The organism is Paenibacillus sp. TAB_01 (assembly GCF_043945595.1).
GTDB lineage: Bacteria > Bacillota > Bacilli > Paenibacillales > NBRC-103111 > Paenibacillus_S.
Window position 1 is genome coordinate 2964844 of record NZ_JBIFNP010000001.1, and the last position, 16560, is coordinate 2981403.

Genomic DNA, 16560 nt, shown 5'->3' on the forward strand with positions numbered 1-16560 from the left:
GCTGCGGAACTATGACCTCCGTTACCACTGATCAAAACCGGAAACCGAACGTGATATGGATTTTCGGCGACCAGCACCGTGCGCAGGCTCTCGGCTGTGCCGGAGACCCGAACGCGAATACACCGAACATTGATAATCTGGCAGCCTCGGGCATGCATTTCACACGAGCGGTATCAGGTATCCCCTTATGCTGTCCCTACAGGGGCTCGTTACTGACCGGTCTATACCCGCATTTGGCCGTACGAGGTCATGAACATCAGCTTTCCCCGGCTCAGCCTACTATCGCCCATATCCTGAACGATGCCGGCTACGATACCGCCTACTTCGGAAAGTGGCATTTGGACGGCTTTCATGAACGCGAGGGCAGAGCGGCCATGCATATAATTCCCCCCGAGCGGCGGGGAGGGTTCCATAAATGGATCGGGTATGAAAATAACAACAGCCAATGGGATTGCTGGGTGCACGGAGGAGAGGGAGACGCGGCATTTCATTACCGGCTGCCCGGCTACGAGACGGACGAATTAACGAATCTCTTTCTCGATTACTTGGGAGGGCGCGCTCAAGCCCAATCCGCAGGCGACGGCCAGCCGTTCTTCGCTGTACTTTCTGTGCAGCCGCCTCATGACCCTTATATCGCACCGACTCCGTTCAGGAACAAATACAACGCGGTGGGTGTTCGGTTGCGGCCCAATGTGCCAAATGTGCCCCGAGTGGAAGAGCAGGCGCGCAAGGAATTGGCAGGCTACTATGCGATGATCGAGAACTGGGATTGGAACGTGGGGCGGATTGTCGATTCACTGCGAGAAACCGGGCTCCTTGAGAATACACACATTCTCTTTTTTGGTGACCATGGGGATATGCACGGATCTCACGGCCAGTTCCGTAAAACCTGTCCATGGGAGGAAGCCGTTCGGACACCCATGATTATTAGCGGGGAGAACTCATTCTATGGACGGCGGACTGGTCAGACAAAGGTTCCGATGAATCACGTCGATATTGCTCCGACCACTCTGGGCTTATGCGGAATCGATAAGCCGGAGTGGATGCAGGGTACCGATCTGTCTTCGCTTCGCCTGCCGGGTAGACCGCAGGTCGAGCTGCCGGATTCGGCTTACTTGCAGCTGGTTGAACCTACCCGTCACGGCCATAGCGTAGACCGCGCGTGGCGGGGGCTTGTCACCACTGACGGTTGGAAATATGTTTGTTTGGAAAATACGCCATGGCTAATGTTCAATTTAAACGAGGATCCCTATGAGCAGGTGAACCTGGCATTTAATACTCTATACGCAACTGATCGAAAGCGATTGAACAACAGGCTCAGAATGTGGGTTGAAGATACCGGCGACCAATTTGAGCTTCCCGTCTTGTAGCCGATTCCTTCCGTAATTCGCATAACCTTAACAAGTTCACCTGGAAGAACTTGTTAAGGTTATTTGAACGAGATGCTATAATAACGTTAGCTCTACTTCGGAGGGGATTAGGATGTTGCAGATGGAAATGGGAAACCGCAGTTCGCTTGATCAACTGTACATTAATATTCGCTGGCTTAAAGAATGGAAGCGCTCCAGCATCGCCGGCTTGGGAGGGGGGATACTTCCTTATTCGACCTTGTGGCTGGTGCTTTCCGGCAGTGCGGTGCTGAAGTTCGGCCAAACGGTTTGTCAGATTGGTCAGAACGACATTATTTCATTGCCTTCACAGTCCTATCACAGATGGATTTCGGTGAGCAGCGACACCCCCTTTCACTATTTATCACTTGCCTGCGAGGCTAGGGTCGGTACCTTTGACTTTCTTCGACTCTATAGTTTTCCACTGCACATAACCATGTTCGATAAGACGGTTTTCGGGAAGCTTGTTGAACTGTGGTATCAGTTGTCTGCCGAGTTTCAGTCGCTGCTCCGTCACTTCAACCGGTACGAATTGAAATCCTCCGACCCTCAGGATGAGCCAAGGCCCAGTGAATACCCGGTATTTCATTTTGACACGCAGCAAACGATACAATATTTAAAGATTCGATCCCTAGGCAATTTGTGGTTTCACTATCTTTTGGAGACGCTTCAGGATCAGCTGCCGGACAGCCCGAACTTGTACGATACCCGCGTTTACGAGGTTTGCGATTATATCAACGAGCATCTGCATGAACGTCCTACGCTTGAGCAGCTGGCAAGACTTGTATCTCTCAGCAAGGAGCATCTGCGTTTTCTGTTTCAAAAGGAGATCGGGCAAGCACCGATGAAATTTGCCGCGAATATGCGGCTGCAGCGGGCACGCGAGCTGTTGCTGCTGAGCTCCAGCCCGATGAAGGAAATTGCGGAAAGGCTCGGATTTCAGAATCAGCATCTTTTTACCAGATCATTTCATCAAGCAGAAGGGCTCTCGCCATCCAACTATAGACGAAGATACAAAAGTAATATTGAGCATCCGATCAGCAGCGGACGGGAGGAATTATGTGAGCAGGACTTACGGAAGTTTTGAACTGCGAAATACATATTTGAAGTTAGAAAGCGTTCACTCATCAACTCGGGGTGAACGTTTTTTTCGTCCGTTTCCGATGTCACAAATCAGCGCCTTAGGTTGTTATATGTGCAAAACGTAAAAGGAGCTGAGCCAAGATGAACGACTTGACATGCGTTATTATTGGAGGCGGCCATGCAGGGCTTCATTCACTCAAAGCAATAAAGGAGGTGACCCAGGGCATGGCGAACGGGCGGCGAATTCGGTTTGTTCTGATCGATAAGCAGTCCGGTCATACGCGCAAAATACTGTTATTCCGGCCGGCCGCAACCCGGGAAGAGATTATGATTCCTTGGGAGCAATATTTGTTCTCAGAAGGTGTCACTTTCATGCAGGGCAAGGTTACGTCCGTGGACAGCAGGGGAAAACAGATTCAATATGAGGACGTGCAAGGTAATCATGCCCGCATGCCGTATGACCTTTTGGTCGTGGCAGTCGGCAGTATCGTACGGCAGCCGGAATCCGATCTCGGCGGTATCGCCTTGACCGACCCGCAAGCCGCGGCGGATATCCGGGAGCAGTGGCGCGCCAACCTGCGGAAGGCTGCCGGTGAGACGAACCCTGCGGTACGAAAGCGGCTGATGTCGGTCGCGGTTGCAGGAGCGGGCATCAGCGGCGTGGAGACATCCGCCGAGCTGGCGCTTGCGATGCGGAAGGAAGCAGTGTCATTAGGACTGAACCCATTCGATATCACGGTCTATTTGCTGAGCGGACAGAAACACTTATTCCTCGAAGGTCCCGACAAGGTTGGTAAAAAATTGGATCAGGAGCTCAGCGAATGCGGCGTTAAAGTACTTTACAACCGGAAAGTGTTGAAGGCTGAGACAGAGTCGGTGGTGCTTAGCGATGGCGATCGTCTGCCGGTCGGCCTATGTATCTGAACCATTGGTCTGATCCCGAATCCGGTCCTTCGAAGCATGGGTTTGCCGCTTACTCCGGATGGTCAAGTGCTGGTAGATGAATGTTATCGCGTCCAAGGGGCAAAGGGCGTTTACAGCATCGGCGACTGCGCGAGGATCGTCGATCCGGAAAACGGCAAAGCGGATCTGATGCGGGCGGGAGAAGGGGCGCTGCAGGCAGAAAGATTGGGGAAAATCGTGATTGCGGATTTGGAGGGACGCCCTGCGCCGGTTCACAAATCCGCCAGCTCGATATTGGATTTCTTCTGCATTGGCTTGGGGGAGAACCGCGGATTTGTATGGGGGCGCAAATGGGGACTTAATATGTTCATCACAGGAAAGCTGGGGTGGAAGATCAGGAAGCTGGCATGGGATAAAGGCAGTATGCTACGATAGCAGCTAGATACTAATACCAACAGCCGGAAAAGGTGACAAGGGAATGGAAGAACTGTACGGTCAATATAGAGCGCTGCTGTTCACTCTTGCCTATCAGCTGACAGGCTCCATAGCAGACGCAGAAGATGCGGTGCAGGACGTGTTTGTTAAAGCGTACCGCGTACATCCCGAACGTCTGGAGGAGCCGAAGGCGTATTTATGCAAAATGGTAACCAATCACTGCCTCAATCTGCAGAAGTCGGCACGAAAGAAGAGAGAAACGTACGTCGGTCCTTGGCTCCCTGAACCGTTTCGGACGCCGGAGACAGATCCGCTCGAGATGACGGTTATCCGCCGTGATCTGCTGACTTATGCTATGCTCGTGCTGCTCGAACGGCTGACGCCGACTGAGCGAACGGTTTTCGTCCTGCGCGAGACGCTGGGCTTCGATTATCTCGAAATTGCGGAGCTGCTCGGTAAGCAAGAGGCGAACTGCCGCAAGCTGTTGAGCCGGGCAAGAAGCAAAATGGGCATATCCGAGGAGGAGACGGTTGCAGCCGAAGCGGTTGAATTGGAATGGGTGAACCGGTTCCTCGCCTCCCTCGAGCAGGGGAATGTCGAGCATGTGATGTCCCTGTTGAGCGAAGACGTCAAGTTCGTCGCCTACGGGGGCGGGAAAGCCAAAGCGTTTAGGCATCCGGTGCAAACGCGCGAACACGTGGCCCGAGTCCTGTTCGACGGAATCCAGAGCTTAAGGCGCCGATTTTCAGGGGGATTTTTACTTCGAGGCTGCTCCTTTGAACAGTGAGAACGGTATCGTCATCCGTTCGGGGGACGAAATCGTGGCCGCGTTATTCATCCAACTCCGACGCGGAAAGATTGCTAAAATGTATGCTGTACGAAACCGGATAAGCTTGTCCGAGTTTAGGCGTCGACTAGGCAGCCGGCTAAATGCTGGACTGCCTTTTTTCCGCGCAGCAGGCATATTATTTGCTCGTCTTTGTACTGCTAACTATAACGATTGGATCGATACTGGCTTGGAGACACGCCTTCTCGTTTACGAAAAGCTCGCGAAAAATTATTTTCGTCTACAAACCCAATCTGCTCAACAATTTCTTTAATGGAAAGATGGGTAGTTTCGAGTAATTCTTTGGCTTTCTCAATGCGAATTTTTGAGACATACTGCATCAAGGGAAGACCATTTTTATTTTTGAAATAACGTGTTACATAGGATGGCGTAAGGGAGAGCTCTTCAGCAACGGTAGAAAGGCTGAGATTACAGTCCATATAATTGTGCGAAACATACTCTAACATAGAAGTATATAGTCGATTGTTATTTGAATCTTCTCCCAGGCTGTCTTGTATACTGCGAGCGGCATCAAGAAGATTGGCGCAGGCCTCTGCAACGGTTTTGGATTGGAATTCGGATAGTGATTCCAGTTTATACTTGATCGCTTCGCGATGGGAGAGCGGAATATTATTGACGAGTTGATTCAAGCTGAAAATGATTTGTTGAAAGGTCCGGCGGAAGGTGGAAGCATCCTCCAGCCGAGTGAATCTTTCTTCCATCTCTTGAATCAGGAGCTGCAGATGCTCTACGTCTTTGGAGCAGACCGCTGCATGGAGAGTTTCTGCCGAATCGGAAATTTGCCGCTTATCGTGCGTCTTATTTTCGATTTTTTGCTGAGACCATTCAGAGGGGGTGATAATGGACTGTTTCCCGGCAAAAATCCGATACTCCGCAAGTGAGGTTGCCGAGCTTAAAGATTGATGCAATTCATTCGTCGGTTGAGGTTCTCCCACCATGCAGGACAATGATAGAGAGAAATGCCTCTGCATGAACGCAATGATCTGCTCGGAAAAAGCGCGGCTGCGAGCTTCCCACTGATCCGCGAATTCGTTATTCCACGAAATAATGCCGACAATTCCATTGTCGATGGCCAAATCAAGCGCATAATTCACGCCATGCACACCAGACAAATTCTCCAAAACATTGCAAATGGTATGTTTCATCAGCCACTGTTCGCTAAGCGGCTCTTTACTTAACTTTGAATTGTAATCATCAAAAATAATGACAAGCACGCTGCTTATGTTTCGTGCACCAAATAGTTTATGAAGGGCGTTTCGGTTATCATGCGTCGTATTGTCCACGTTCAACTTCCCCATTACTACCGCTAACAACAACTGATTCCTGGTCAAAACCTCCTGATTATGCATCATATTGGACAAATGGATGCTCTCGTCTCTCATTTGTTCAATGTAGCGAGTAAGTTGGTCCAATTCATCGTTATTGCCTGTAGTAGATCTGTCCGATTTCCCTGTCGGAAAACGGTTGGATAACTCTTGGATCGGTTGATAGCTTTTGCGGGCAGACCTGAAGCAAAGCACGATCCCCAGAGCAAGAGATATTAGGAATATCGTCAGTGAAATGGTAAGGGCAACATAATATTCATGAAAATAGTCAGTACGACGAATGGCGTTCACAACATGAATTTCTTGTTTGGACGACGTTTCCTGCATCAAGAGATATCCAGGGATTCGTGCTTCCGCGTTTTGAGCCGCTACGGCAAGCTCACTCCACGCTAGATCGGAAGCTCCTTTTAAATAGAGAAAAGGCATGTTGTTTTGGTCAAAGGCAATAAGGCTGCTGCCACTGTCAATGGTCTGTTGAAAATTACTTACCAGGGCCGGATAGTTCAGTTTGTAGATCATAATCCCACTCGAAAAGGGGGTGCTGTCAAGCGGAACCAAGAGGAGCAGAACTTGTTCTTTGCCTTCAGGATTGTCTTCGTTGGCTAGTGAGGACAGCAGTATAGGTGATCTTAGCTGCTCCAGCCTGCTCTGCAGGATTTCCGGAGAGATTCGGCTATCGCTGATAAGCCGGCTATAGCTCTCAGGTGAATAAATCCCCGTATCGGTAAAAATAGTATTTTTAAGCGAGCTGTAAGCTGTATTTCGATAGAACAAACCAATGGAATCGAGATCGGCAGACAACGCTTTTAACTTCTCAAGCTCATCGGCAATTAAGTACGGGTATTGTAATTGCTCTTGTAATTGAAAGGGAAGCAGCTTCGTATCCCGTGACAAGCTTAATGTCAATTTCTGCAGGTCTACGATGCGCGTATCCAGCAAGCTGGTCATATGTGCCGTAGAACGATGGGTATTATCCATAAGTCGATTATAAGTATTCGATAACGAAATAATATTGGTCAACAACAATAAAAGACCGGTAACTCCCAGAATTAGAAGGTGCCCCAGAAGGAATTTTCGATAGAGCTTGGACTGAATTGCTTTTCGCATAACCAACGCATCCCCTGACAAATAGGTCTTGATTTCTTTACGAGTATATAAAACTTTGCACTATGTTATCAATTCATGTAGGGCAAAAAGCTGAAAATTGACTAGGTATTGAAAAAAATGCAGGGTGCCATTTAGGAGCTAATCCCATTTTTTGCTGTGAAAAGCCGATTATCAACCGTTGTCGGGGGATCTAAATTTATTTATACTCGGAGCCATGGGAAACCGATTCAGGCGCCGAATCGATTTTTAGTGTTTACTTTTCTATAGTTCGACGAAGGAGGCAGCTACATGACTGCGAAGACGAAGGCTGCAAATACACCCATACGCAGGTCTAATCCACAAAGGTTCGGTCTGCGAAACAATTGGGATTATTTAATCTTTATTATCCCTGTTGTCCTTTATTTTCTTGTTTTCTGCTACGGACCTATGTATGGGGTACAACTGGCATTCAAACGCTTTAATCCCATTCTCGGAATCATGGGCAGTCCGTGGATTGGTTTGGATAACTTTGAAAGGCTTTTCAATTCATTTCAATTTTATCGTATTGTTAAAAACACATTGGTGATTAATCTATTTAAAACGCTAATCAGTTTTCCCATTCCAATTATGCTTGCCCTCATGTTCAATGAAATGAGAAAGGAGAAATTGAAAAAAACGCTGCAGACGATCACCTATGCCCCGTACTTCATTTCAACGGTCGTCTTTGTCGGCATTATTAATTTATTTCTTGGCGGGGAGAACGGGTACATGAATCATTTGCTGGAGATGATCGGGATCGGTTCGGTTCCTTTCCTAACCAGTCCGGACTATTTTCCCGGTGTATATATCGGTTCTGACATCTGGCGCAATAGCGGCTGGAACTCCATTATTTTTATCGCGGCATTAGCTGCCGTAGATCCCCAGCTGCATGAATCTGCGCAGATCGATGGAGCCAGCCGCTGGAAGCGGATCATTCATGTGAATCTGCCGTGTATTATGCCTGTCATTGTCATTCAGTTTATTTTGCTCATGGGGAAAATGATGACTCTCAGCTACGAGCGTATTCTTCTTATGCAAAACAGCTTGAATATGGAAACATCTGAGGTCATTTCCACCTACGCTTACAAGACAGGGCTGATCAATATGGATTATGGTTTCTCTACCGCAGTGGGCCTCTTTAACAATGTCATCAACATCATTTTGCTGCTCGCGGCCAACAAGATTGCCAAACGATACAGCAGCAGTAGTCTGTTCTAAAAGGAGAGGTGGTTATGGAGGTCGTTACCCACAAAATTCGAGAGTCTTACGGAGATCGGATATTTCTGGCAATTACCTATGTACTTATCGGGATTCTTGTATTAATTGTGCTGTACCCGCTAATCTATGTCGTTAGTGCCTCATTCAGTGATCCCAAACTGGTGATCGCCGGCAAGATCGGACTCATCCCGAGCGGCTTTAATTTGGAAGCCTACCGGCGGGTATTTACGAATACGGAAATATGGATCGGCTATCGAAATACTCTGCTCTATACGATCATAGGAACTTTAGTCAATGTATCCCTAACCATGATGGGCGCTTATCCGCTGTCACGCAAAAACTTTCCTTGGCGTCGCGGGCTTATGGTGTTCTTTACCATTACTATGTTTTTCAGCAGCGGTATGGTACCCATGTACCTTCTCGTGAAGAGTCTGGGACTTTATAATTCAATGTGGGCTTTAATACTGCCAACGGCGATCAGCGTATACAATATGATTGTCGCACGAACGTTCCTGGAAACCAACATTGATGAGCAGCTCTATGAATCCGCCTATATGGACGGCAGCGGTAACGTCAGAACGTTCTTCTCCATTGTATTGCCGCTAAGTGCGCCGATCATGGCTGTTCTAGTATTATTTTATGCCGTCTATCATTGGAACTCTTATTTCGAGGCGATGATTTATTTGAAAGAACGTTCACTCTATCCGTTGCAGCTCTTCCTGCGGGAAATTCTGGTTATGAATCAGTCGGATAATGTGATGATGGATTCTATCGAGATGGATACAAGCAAATTTCTAGTTGCCGAAGGTGTCAAATATGCCGTTATAATCGTATCCAGCGGACCGATTCTTATGCTTTATCCATTCCTTCAGAAGTATTTCGTTAAAGGAATGATGATTGGTGCCCTTAAAGGTTAATGTGATGAATGATAGAGGAGATGACTAACGAATATGAATACAAAATTAGTCTTACTGACAGCCGCCATGCTGACTGCGTCAATTCCAGTAATGAGCGCTTGCAGCGATAATAAGGGGGCAGATCCGGCTGCAAAAGGTGCCAACAATGCAGATTCAAATATTACTAAGACCGGTATGCCGATTGCCGTTGAGCCTGTTCATCTGAATGGGCTTGTCTCCAAGTATGAGCTGGTCAAAGATTGGAACGAGCATAAAGGGTTAAAAGATTATGAAGCGAAATCGAATGTCATCATTAAATGGGATACGGTACCGCAAAACGCCTTTGATGAGCGCAGAAATCTAATGTTTGCCTCCAACGATCTTCCGGACTTTGTCATGCGTGCTAATTTGTCACCGCAATTGATTACTTCTTATGCAGCAGCCGGACAAATTATCCCGTTGGATCCTTTGATTGAGGCCGGCTATGCACCCAATCTGGCAGCCCTGATGAAAGAAAATGACGGTATTCGTAAATCGATTACTTCCGCTGACGGCCATATTTATTCTCTGCCGAATATTAGTGAAGCGGACGGACGTATTTCTTCCTCTTGGATCAATAAGAAGTGGCTGGACAAGCTTGGACTTCAAATGCCGACAACAACGGATGAGTTATATAAGGTGTTGAAAGCATTTAAGGAGCAGGATCCTAACGGTAATGGGAAAGCCGACGAAGTTCCTATTTCAGGGTACAAAGAGGGCAATAAGAATTATGGAGATCAATTTATTAAATCGTTTTATGGAAGCTGGGGATTCGGTGGGAATTCCGGAATCATCGCTCCATTTATGGATGTAGATGACCAAGGCAAAGTTCGGTATATCGCAACCGACAAAACCTTTAAAGACATGATTACCTTCTTTAATAAGCTTTGGCAGGAAGGTTTAATTGATAAAGAAATTTTGTCGCAGGATATGAAGCAGGAAATCGCTAAGATTGATGATGAGCGGGTCGGATATGTAGCGAAAGGCAACAATAATTTGTGGATGGGAAAAAATCGGAATAATTACGTGCAGAATCCGGTATTAAAAGGTATCGACGGAAAAGTTTATTGGACTGGGATCAGTCCTAAAGTTCGGGATTTAGGTTCATTCGTTATTACAAGCAAGAATCCGAATCCTGCAGCAACGCTGCGCTGGGGAGATCATTTCTTGAGTGAAGAAGGGACGGCTCTGGCCCGGCTTGGTATTGAAGGGGTTACTTATACGATTGGCAGCGATGGATTTTATAAGCTGAAGGACGAATTCGCGAAAAATCCTAATGGACTCACGGTGGATGAGGCGCTTTCAGAATATACGATTTTCCAGGGCGGTGGAATTCCACAGCGTGTGACGCAAAAGGTTGACCAAAGCGCGGCCGTTCTTCCGGAAATGATTGCGAATAAGGATGTTATTCGTCCTAACTTAGTACCGGATGCCAAATTGATGATTCCTACGTTCACTGAGAAAGAAAATATTGAATTGAGCACGTATGCAACGGATATCGAAGCTTATACAGATGAGAATATTGTTAAATTTATAACTGGCGCTCAACCGCTCAGCGAATGGGATAAATATGTAAGCACGCTGAATAAAATGCAGCTGGATAAATACCTGGCGATCTATCAAGCAGCCTATGACCGTTGGAATCAGAAATAATCAGCGTTTGGAAGGAGCGATTAACTATGAGATTTTACGGTACGAGCGCAGCAGAAGGAATACCGAATCCATTCTGTACCTGCTCGGTTTGCAGCCATGCGCGCAAGGAAGGAGGGGCCGAGATTCGCCGCCGTTCGATGTTTCGGATCAATGAGCAAATTTGCATTGATTTAGGCGCAGATTCTTTTCAACAAGCCATGGAGTACGGGGATTTCACCAAACTCCAGCATGTATTGGTGAGTCATACCCATGAAGACCATTTCAACTATATGATGATGAATGTTAGAAATATGTCGATTGAACGGTTGAAGGAGCCGCTGCATTTTTACTTTACAGATCAAGCTTACGAAATCGTCGACTTTTACCGTCAAAGCAGACCCATCATGAAAGGCATGACTTCCGATTTGGAGGCGCGCGGCGTAGTTGCTTTCCATAAGCTTGAGTTTAACCAATCGGTTTCTATTTCCGGTATGGAAGTCACGCCGTTTCGTGGGAATCACTTGGGCAATATGGGGGAGAACTGCGCGAACTATCTGATTCAGAACGAGGATGGCCAAAAGCTGTATTATGGTGTAGATACGGGCTGGTATTTGCCGGAAACGTTCAAGTTACTTGAGCATGTTTCACTGGATGTGCTGATAAGTGAATGCACCTTCGGGCTGACTAGGGGAAGGGGGCTCCATCCGAACGGCCATTTGGACGCCTTCAGCTGCATGGAGCTGTTCCGCAAACTGTATGAGCAAGGTACTTTGCATGAAAACTCCCGCATCTATCTTACCCATATAAACCACTTTACCTCTACGCACGCAGATTTAGTCAGCTGGATTCAGGAACAGCCATTCCCGTGTCCAATTACTGTGGCATGGGATGGTATGGTTATTTAAACGTTATTAAACCGCGCGCCGCTATGGGGACGGGACTGACCCGCGCCATGGAGGCGGGGATCAAAACACCCTATTGAACTAAACAGCCAGTTGCCGAAACTCCATCGGTGACTGGTTATTAGTTTTCCAGGCAACACGATTGCGGCGTTATCTCCAGATAGGCCAATGAGCTTTCATTTGACATAAAATTAGGTAATAATTATACTAATGTTAGTTATCAATAACATACATACTGAGGAGAGATGAAAATGAATTTACAAGGAAAAGTAGCCATTGTAACTGGAGGCGCACGCGGGATTGGGAGTGCAGCATCTAAATTATTAGCGCTGCGCGGAGCAAAAGTGGTCGTGAATTATGTTCATAATCATGATGCGGCACAGGCAGTAGTTGATGCTATTCGAACAGACGGCGGTGAGGCAATATCGGTGCAGGCAGATATTCGTGATGAGAACCAGGCTGCCGAGCTTATAAAGAAAACGAAAGAATCGTTTGGCGGATCTATTGATATTTTAGTGAATAACGCTAACATGTCATTTGCAACGAAGCCATTTGCTGAAATGACATGGGATGAGTTTTCCCAAAAATTGAATGACGAACTAAAATCGGCATTTGTCATGACAAAAGCGGTTATTCCCTCTATGGTCGAACAAAAATATGGCCGTATTATTTATATCTCGTCCGGCTTAGGCAAGCATCCTTCTCCTAATATGATTGCTCACGGAACGGCCAAGGGCGGCATAGATACTTTCGCTTTGTATATTGCAAGTGAATTTGGACCCCAGGGGATCACTGCTAATGTGGTTGCTCCGGGAGCGGTTGAAACGGACGCTACTGCATTTATGCCCGATGAAATGAAACAAATGATCAGCAATTTTACACCGCTTCGCCGTATGGCTCAACCCCATGATGTGGCAGGGGTCATTTCTTTCCTGGCAAGTGATGACAGTCAATTCCTCACAGGTACATATACACCGGTAAATGGAGGAAGCTACATGGAATAGGATTTGGAGCAGAGAGAAAATGTATATTAAAAAGGGGTAGGGGTCTACATGCTTGAAAAAGAGAAAGATACTTCTGATCGGATTCTTCATGCTGCTTTACAATTAATGCAGGCAAAGGGATTCAAATCCGTAACAATAAAGGATATTGCCGTTGCCTCGGGAGTAAGCGAAATGACGGTATTTCGTCATTTTGAGACCAAAAGAGGGGTGCTCGAAGCGGCCGTTAATAAATATTCATATGTGCCTGGTTTCAAAAAAGTATTTGAACAACAAGTCGTATACGAGCTGGAGCAAGACCTCAAACTTATTGCGACATCCTTCCTTGACTTGATGGAAAATAACAGGTCTATTTATTTGATTGCCATTCAAGAACGAACCACTATGCCTGAGTTAATCAACCTTATTGCAGAAAATACGAAGCAGCTGAAAGGGTTATTAACTGATTATTTTTTGAAAATGCAGGATCAGTACAAAATGGCGGTTACGGATGCATCGAAGCAAGCCATGGTGTTTCTGACCATGTATTACGGTTATTTTTCTTCAACTGCTTTATGGGATGGTCGATTTAGCAGTGACTCCAAGGAAGAATTTATAGATAGCAGCATAAAAACTTTTTGTGATGGTTTAATAAAGTAAAGCTTCCGTCTTACTGCAAAAGCAGGACGGAGGCTTCTTTTTTTGAAGCAGACTTTTGAGTCATCTGCAAAAATAGATTGCTGCTGCAAGAAAGTGCTGTTTGTTTAACAAGCCATTACAAAAAAGTTTAATTGCTGGCATGTGTATGCGCACTTATAGTAAAGACAGCTTTATCAAGCAGTTAATAAAAGGAGGATGCAATATGTCAAGTGGTAAGAAAGGAATGGTTTGGCCGGCAGAACAGAAATCGTACCGTGATCCCCTATCCGGCCTGCCTGTCACGCAATTGACAGACTATGCAGCTCATAGTCACCATGTTTATTTTACCGAAAACGGCTGGTTTGACGGAGGGGAACGGATTCTGTTTATTTCCGACCGGAATAACTCCACCAATCTGTACAGCGTTCATGCCGAGTCCGGGGAAATGAAACAGCTGACGGATTTGCCGGGAAGAGACGGGATTAGCGTTTGCCTTAATCCGCAAGGCACGGAGGCGTATTATAGAAGAAGCAACCGGATCACCAAGCTGAACCTCGTGACGCTGGAGGAAACCTTCCTCTATGAAGCTCCAACCGGCTTCAATATAGGCCAGATCAGCTGCACCTCGGACGGCCGTCATGTAGTTACCGTCTTATCGGAGAACTTATCGCATCGGATTCGTATCGATCTGGGCAACGGATATGTCGGTCATCGGGAAATCATGGAGGCCAAGCCCGATTGCCGTATTATCCGGATTGCAACCGAAGGCGAAGCCCAAGCTGAGATCCTGTTCCAGGATTACAATTGGATCGGCCATATCAATACATCACCGGCCAACCCGGAGCTGATCACCTTTTGTCATGAGGGTCCGTGGGCGCTGGTCGATCACCGGATTTGGGGATATGATCTTCCCTCAGGAAAAGCATGGAAAATTCGCGAGCGCAAAGAAGACCGCGAAATGGTCGGACATGAGTATTGGATGCAGGACGGGAATCACGTAGGATACCATGGCTTCCGCGCAGACGGTACCGGATTTATCGGTCAAATCAAGCCGGACAATACCGGCATGGAGGAGGTTGAGTTCTCCTTCCGCAACTGGCACGCTCACGCCAATGATTTCTCCCAGGTTATCGCCGACGGGCGGGCACCGCTCACCGTGATGGTCTATTGGAAGCGGGGAGAGAGCGGGTTCTCCCGGCCCAAAGTCCTTTGCGAGCACCGCTGCAGCTTCCATACGCAAAATGTGCACGCGCATCCCCGGTTCAGTCCTGACGGCACGAAGCTGCTGTTTACAAGCGATAAGAGCGGCTACGGAAACCTGTATGTTCTGGACATTCCACAGCATGCCGATGAGCTTCCCGATCTGGAGGAAAAATGAAAGGTCTCCTCCAATAAATCCGTATCCTTTTTTTGCGCCAACTATCATTTTTTGCAATCGCTTCCAGGCTAAGCGCTGCACAAAAAAGTGCGGTTGCCGGAAACGTCCGGCAAGGGTAACCTGGGAATAAGCATACGAGGGAAGCTTCATTAGTTTATAAATAATTCAATTCTGATGGATGAAAGGGAGGGTTGTGCATGAGGACAAAAGCATTAGTATTCCTTGGTTTTACTTTGGCTTTAACTTCCGTTCTTTCCGCCTGCAGCTCAAGCGAGCCCGCAGGGGGGAACTCGGCGGCGCAGCAGGGAGCCGGCCAAGAGGGGCCGGTTGACATTACGGTGATGACGAATTTTTTCGCTCAGACCCCTGCAGCGGACAATACGGAATTTGAGAAGAAGCTGGAACAGCTCACGAATTCCAATTTAAAAATCCAGTGGGTTTCTTCCAACAATTATAACGATAAGCTGAATGTCACCTTGGCGTCCGGGGATATGCCCGATATGGTGTATATTAACGACCCATTCACCAAGGTATTCCGCAATATGACCTCACAAGGCGCATTCTGGGATCTTACGCCTTATATTAAAGACTACCCGAATTTATCCCAGTATATCGATAAAGTTGCCTGGGATGCAACGAAAATGCAGGACGGCAAAAATTATGGCGTTCCCCGTCCCCGTGATGTTGAAGGGGAGACCTTCTTGATTCTGCGCCAGGACTGGCTTGACAATCTCGGTTTGCAAGTGCCCAAAACGTCGGATGAGCTGTATCAGGTGATGAAGGCGTTCACGGAGAAGTACCCGGACAAAAACGGGAAGAACGATACGACAGGGTATGGGGGATACTTCAACCCCGACAGCATGGGCGGCATGAGTGTCTTTGATTCGATGTTTACCAAGGCATCCGGCGATTGGAAGCTGCAGACGGACGGCACGCTGGCGTATACCGCTCTATTGCCCGAGCAGAGGCAGGCATTGGAATATACGGCCAAGCTGTATAAGGAGAAGCTGCTCCCTGAAGATCTGGCCGCTTTAAAAGTCAGTCAGGCCCGCGATTTGTTCAAGGCGGGGAAAGCGGGTATCGTGTCTGAAAAAGACGGTACGATGGCCAACTATGTGAATGAGCAGCGGAAGCTCGACCCGAAAGCCACCGTAACCGCATTGGTCGATATTAACGGCTACAATCCTCAGGGAAGCGGCTTTGCCGGACTCTATGCGATACCTAAGAAGGTGCCGGAAGCCAAAATGAAGCGTATTCTCAAGGTAATGGACGCGGGCATGAACAAAGACGTGTTTGATCTGATTAAGTTCGGCCTGGAGGGAGTCCATTACAATGTAAAAAATGGCGAGAAAGTAATTGATATCGATGCCAAAAACCGCGACGCCATCGGCGATTATCAGCAGATTTTTATCGGCGGGCCGCCTGATCCCGATTACTTCAAGGTTGCGTTCCCGAAGGATATTTTCGGCGATATGGGAGATAAATTTGCCCAGGTGCGGAAGGATCGTAATAAAACGACCGTTCCGAACTATGCGCTCGGACTTTACTCGGAAACCCAGCTGAAAATCAATGCGGAGCTGATGAAAAAGAATCAGGACTTGAAGACCAAAATCATTATCGGCGTCGAGCCTCTATCCGCATGGGATGATCATGTAGCCAAGCTGAAGGCCGATCCGAACGTCAGCAAAATGATCGAAGAAATGAATGCAGCGTATAAGCAGCGTACGTCAGGCAAATAAGAATCAACGGCATAGGAAGGTGCAGTCCGAA

The 16560-nt window shown here is 47.4% G+C and carries 12 protein-coding genes and 1 pseudogene; 12 read left to right on the plus strand and 1 reads right to left on the minus strand.

What is annotated here, in order from left to right; all coding sequences use genetic code 11:
• The first annotated feature begins 11 nt into the window (after positions 1–11).
• The 4 genes and pseudogenes from ACHHV8_RS14260 to ACHHV8_RS14275 all read left to right on the plus strand — a co-directional run bounded on the left by ACHHV8_RS14260 (position 12) and on the right by ACHHV8_RS14275 (position 4596).
• A complete protein-coding gene (locus ACHHV8_RS14260; RefSeq protein WP_395158945.1) occupies positions 12–1370 on the plus strand; it encodes a sulfatase family protein in 1359 nt (452 codons plus the stop codon).
• A 112-nt stretch (positions 1371–1482) separates the two neighbouring features.
• Positions 1483–2475: a helix-turn-helix domain-containing protein gene (locus ACHHV8_RS14265; RefSeq protein WP_395158947.1), complete on the plus strand. Its 993-nt coding sequence runs from the start codon at positions 1483–1485 to the stop codon at positions 2473–2475.
• A 137-nt stretch (positions 2476–2612) separates the two neighbouring features.
• Positions 2613–3809, plus strand: a pseudogene (locus ACHHV8_RS14270) (NAD(P)/FAD-dependent oxidoreductase).
• Between the two features lie 43 nt (positions 3810–3852).
• Positions 3853–4596, plus strand: a complete 744-nt coding sequence (locus ACHHV8_RS14275) for a sigma-70 family RNA polymerase sigma factor (protein WP_395158949.1) — start codon at positions 3853–3855, stop codon at positions 4594–4596.
• A 200-nt stretch (positions 4597–4796) separates the two neighbouring features.
• Here the strand turns inward: ACHHV8_RS14275 and ACHHV8_RS14280 are convergent, their stop codons facing one another.
• Positions 4797–7088: a helix-turn-helix transcriptional regulator gene (locus tag ACHHV8_RS14280; protein ID WP_395158951.1), complete on the minus strand. Its 2292-nt coding sequence runs from the start codon at positions 7086–7088 to the stop codon at positions 4797–4799.
• Positions 7089–7694: 606 nt separating this feature from the next.
• Between ACHHV8_RS14280 and ACHHV8_RS14285 the strand changes: the two genes are divergently transcribed.
• From ACHHV8_RS14285 to ACHHV8_RS14320, 8 genes are all read left to right on the plus strand, one after another.
• Positions 7695–8324 carry an ABC transporter permease subunit gene (locus ACHHV8_RS14285; RefSeq protein ID WP_395163505.1) on the plus strand — a complete coding sequence of 210 codons (630 nt, stop codon included), beginning with the start codon at positions 7695–7697 and terminating at the stop codon, positions 8322–8324.
• Between the two features lie 14 nt (positions 8325–8338).
• The gene (locus ACHHV8_RS14290; protein ID WP_395158953.1) at positions 8339–9241 is read left to right on the plus strand and encodes a carbohydrate ABC transporter permease; all 903 of its coding nucleotides are present in this window, start codon (positions 8339–8341) and stop codon (positions 9239–9241) included.
• A gap of 33 nt (positions 9242–9274) precedes the next feature.
• Complete coding sequence (locus tag ACHHV8_RS14295; protein ID WP_395158955.1) at positions 9275–10912, plus strand: type 2 periplasmic-binding domain-containing protein; 1638 nt, start codon at positions 9275–9277, stop codon at positions 10910–10912.
• Positions 10913–10938: 26 nt separating this feature from the next.
• Positions 10939–11796, plus strand: a complete 858-nt coding sequence (locus tag ACHHV8_RS14300) for an MBL fold metallo-hydrolase (protein ID WP_395158957.1) — start codon at positions 10939–10941, stop codon at positions 11794–11796.
• A 248-nt stretch (positions 11797–12044) separates the two neighbouring features.
• The gene (locus tag ACHHV8_RS14305) at positions 12045–12797 is read left to right on the plus strand and encodes an SDR family NAD(P)-dependent oxidoreductase (RefSeq protein ID WP_395158959.1); all 753 of its coding nucleotides are present in this window, start codon (positions 12045–12047) and stop codon (positions 12795–12797) included.
• Between the two features lie 48 nt (positions 12798–12845).
• A complete protein-coding gene (locus ACHHV8_RS14310; protein WP_395158961.1) occupies positions 12846–13433 on the plus strand; it encodes a TetR/AcrR family transcriptional regulator in 588 nt (195 codons plus the stop codon).
• A 202-nt stretch (positions 13434–13635) separates the two neighbouring features.
• Positions 13636–14790 (plus strand): oligogalacturonate lyase family protein, encoded by a 1155-nt coding sequence (locus ACHHV8_RS14315; RefSeq protein ID WP_395158963.1) that lies wholly within the window; start codon positions 13636–13638, stop codon positions 14788–14790.
• A 197-nt stretch (positions 14791–14987) separates the two neighbouring features.
• Positions 14988–16529 carry an extracellular solute-binding protein gene (locus tag ACHHV8_RS14320; RefSeq protein WP_395158965.1) on the plus strand — a complete coding sequence of 514 codons (1542 nt, stop codon included), beginning with the start codon at positions 14988–14990 and terminating at the stop codon, positions 16527–16529.
• The last annotated feature ends 31 nt before the right edge of the window (positions 16530–16560 follow it).

Excerpts from the sequence above, each read along its gene's own strand:
- ACHHV8_RS14260 (WP_395158945.1), top strand. The coding sequence starts at position 12 with ATGACCTCCGTTACCACTGATCAAAACCGGAAACCGAACGTGATATGG.
- ACHHV8_RS14265 (WP_395158947.1), top strand. The coding sequence starts at position 1,483 with ATGTTGCAGATGGAAATGGGAAACCGCAGTTCGCTTGATCAACTGTAC.
- ACHHV8_RS14275 (WP_395158949.1), top strand. The coding sequence starts at position 3,853 with ATGGAAGAACTGTACGGTCAATATAGAGCGCTGCTGTTCACTCTTGCC.
- ACHHV8_RS14280 (WP_395158951.1), bottom strand. The coding sequence starts at position 7,088 with ATGCGAAAAGCAATTCAGTCCAAGCTCTATCGAAAATTCCTTCTGGGG.
- ACHHV8_RS14285 (WP_395163505.1), top strand. The coding sequence starts at position 7,695 with ATGCTTGCCCTCATGTTCAATGAAATGAGAAAGGAGAAATTGAAAAAA.
- ACHHV8_RS14290 (WP_395158953.1), top strand. The coding sequence starts at position 8,339 with ATGGAGGTCGTTACCCACAAAATTCGAGAGTCTTACGGAGATCGGATA.
- ACHHV8_RS14295 (WP_395158955.1), top strand. The coding sequence starts at position 9,275 with ATGAATACAAAATTAGTCTTACTGACAGCCGCCATGCTGACTGCGTCA.
- ACHHV8_RS14300 (WP_395158957.1), top strand. The coding sequence starts at position 10,939 with ATGAGATTTTACGGTACGAGCGCAGCAGAAGGAATACCGAATCCATTC.
- ACHHV8_RS14305 (WP_395158959.1), top strand. The coding sequence starts at position 12,045 with ATGAATTTACAAGGAAAAGTAGCCATTGTAACTGGAGGCGCACGCGGG.
- ACHHV8_RS14310 (WP_395158961.1), top strand. The coding sequence starts at position 12,846 with ATGCTTGAAAAAGAGAAAGATACTTCTGATCGGATTCTTCATGCTGCT.
- ACHHV8_RS14315 (WP_395158963.1), top strand. The coding sequence starts at position 13,636 with ATGTCAAGTGGTAAGAAAGGAATGGTTTGGCCGGCAGAACAGAAATCG.
- ACHHV8_RS14320 (WP_395158965.1), top strand. The coding sequence starts at position 14,988 with ATGAGGACAAAAGCATTAGTATTCCTTGGTTTTACTTTGGCTTTAACT.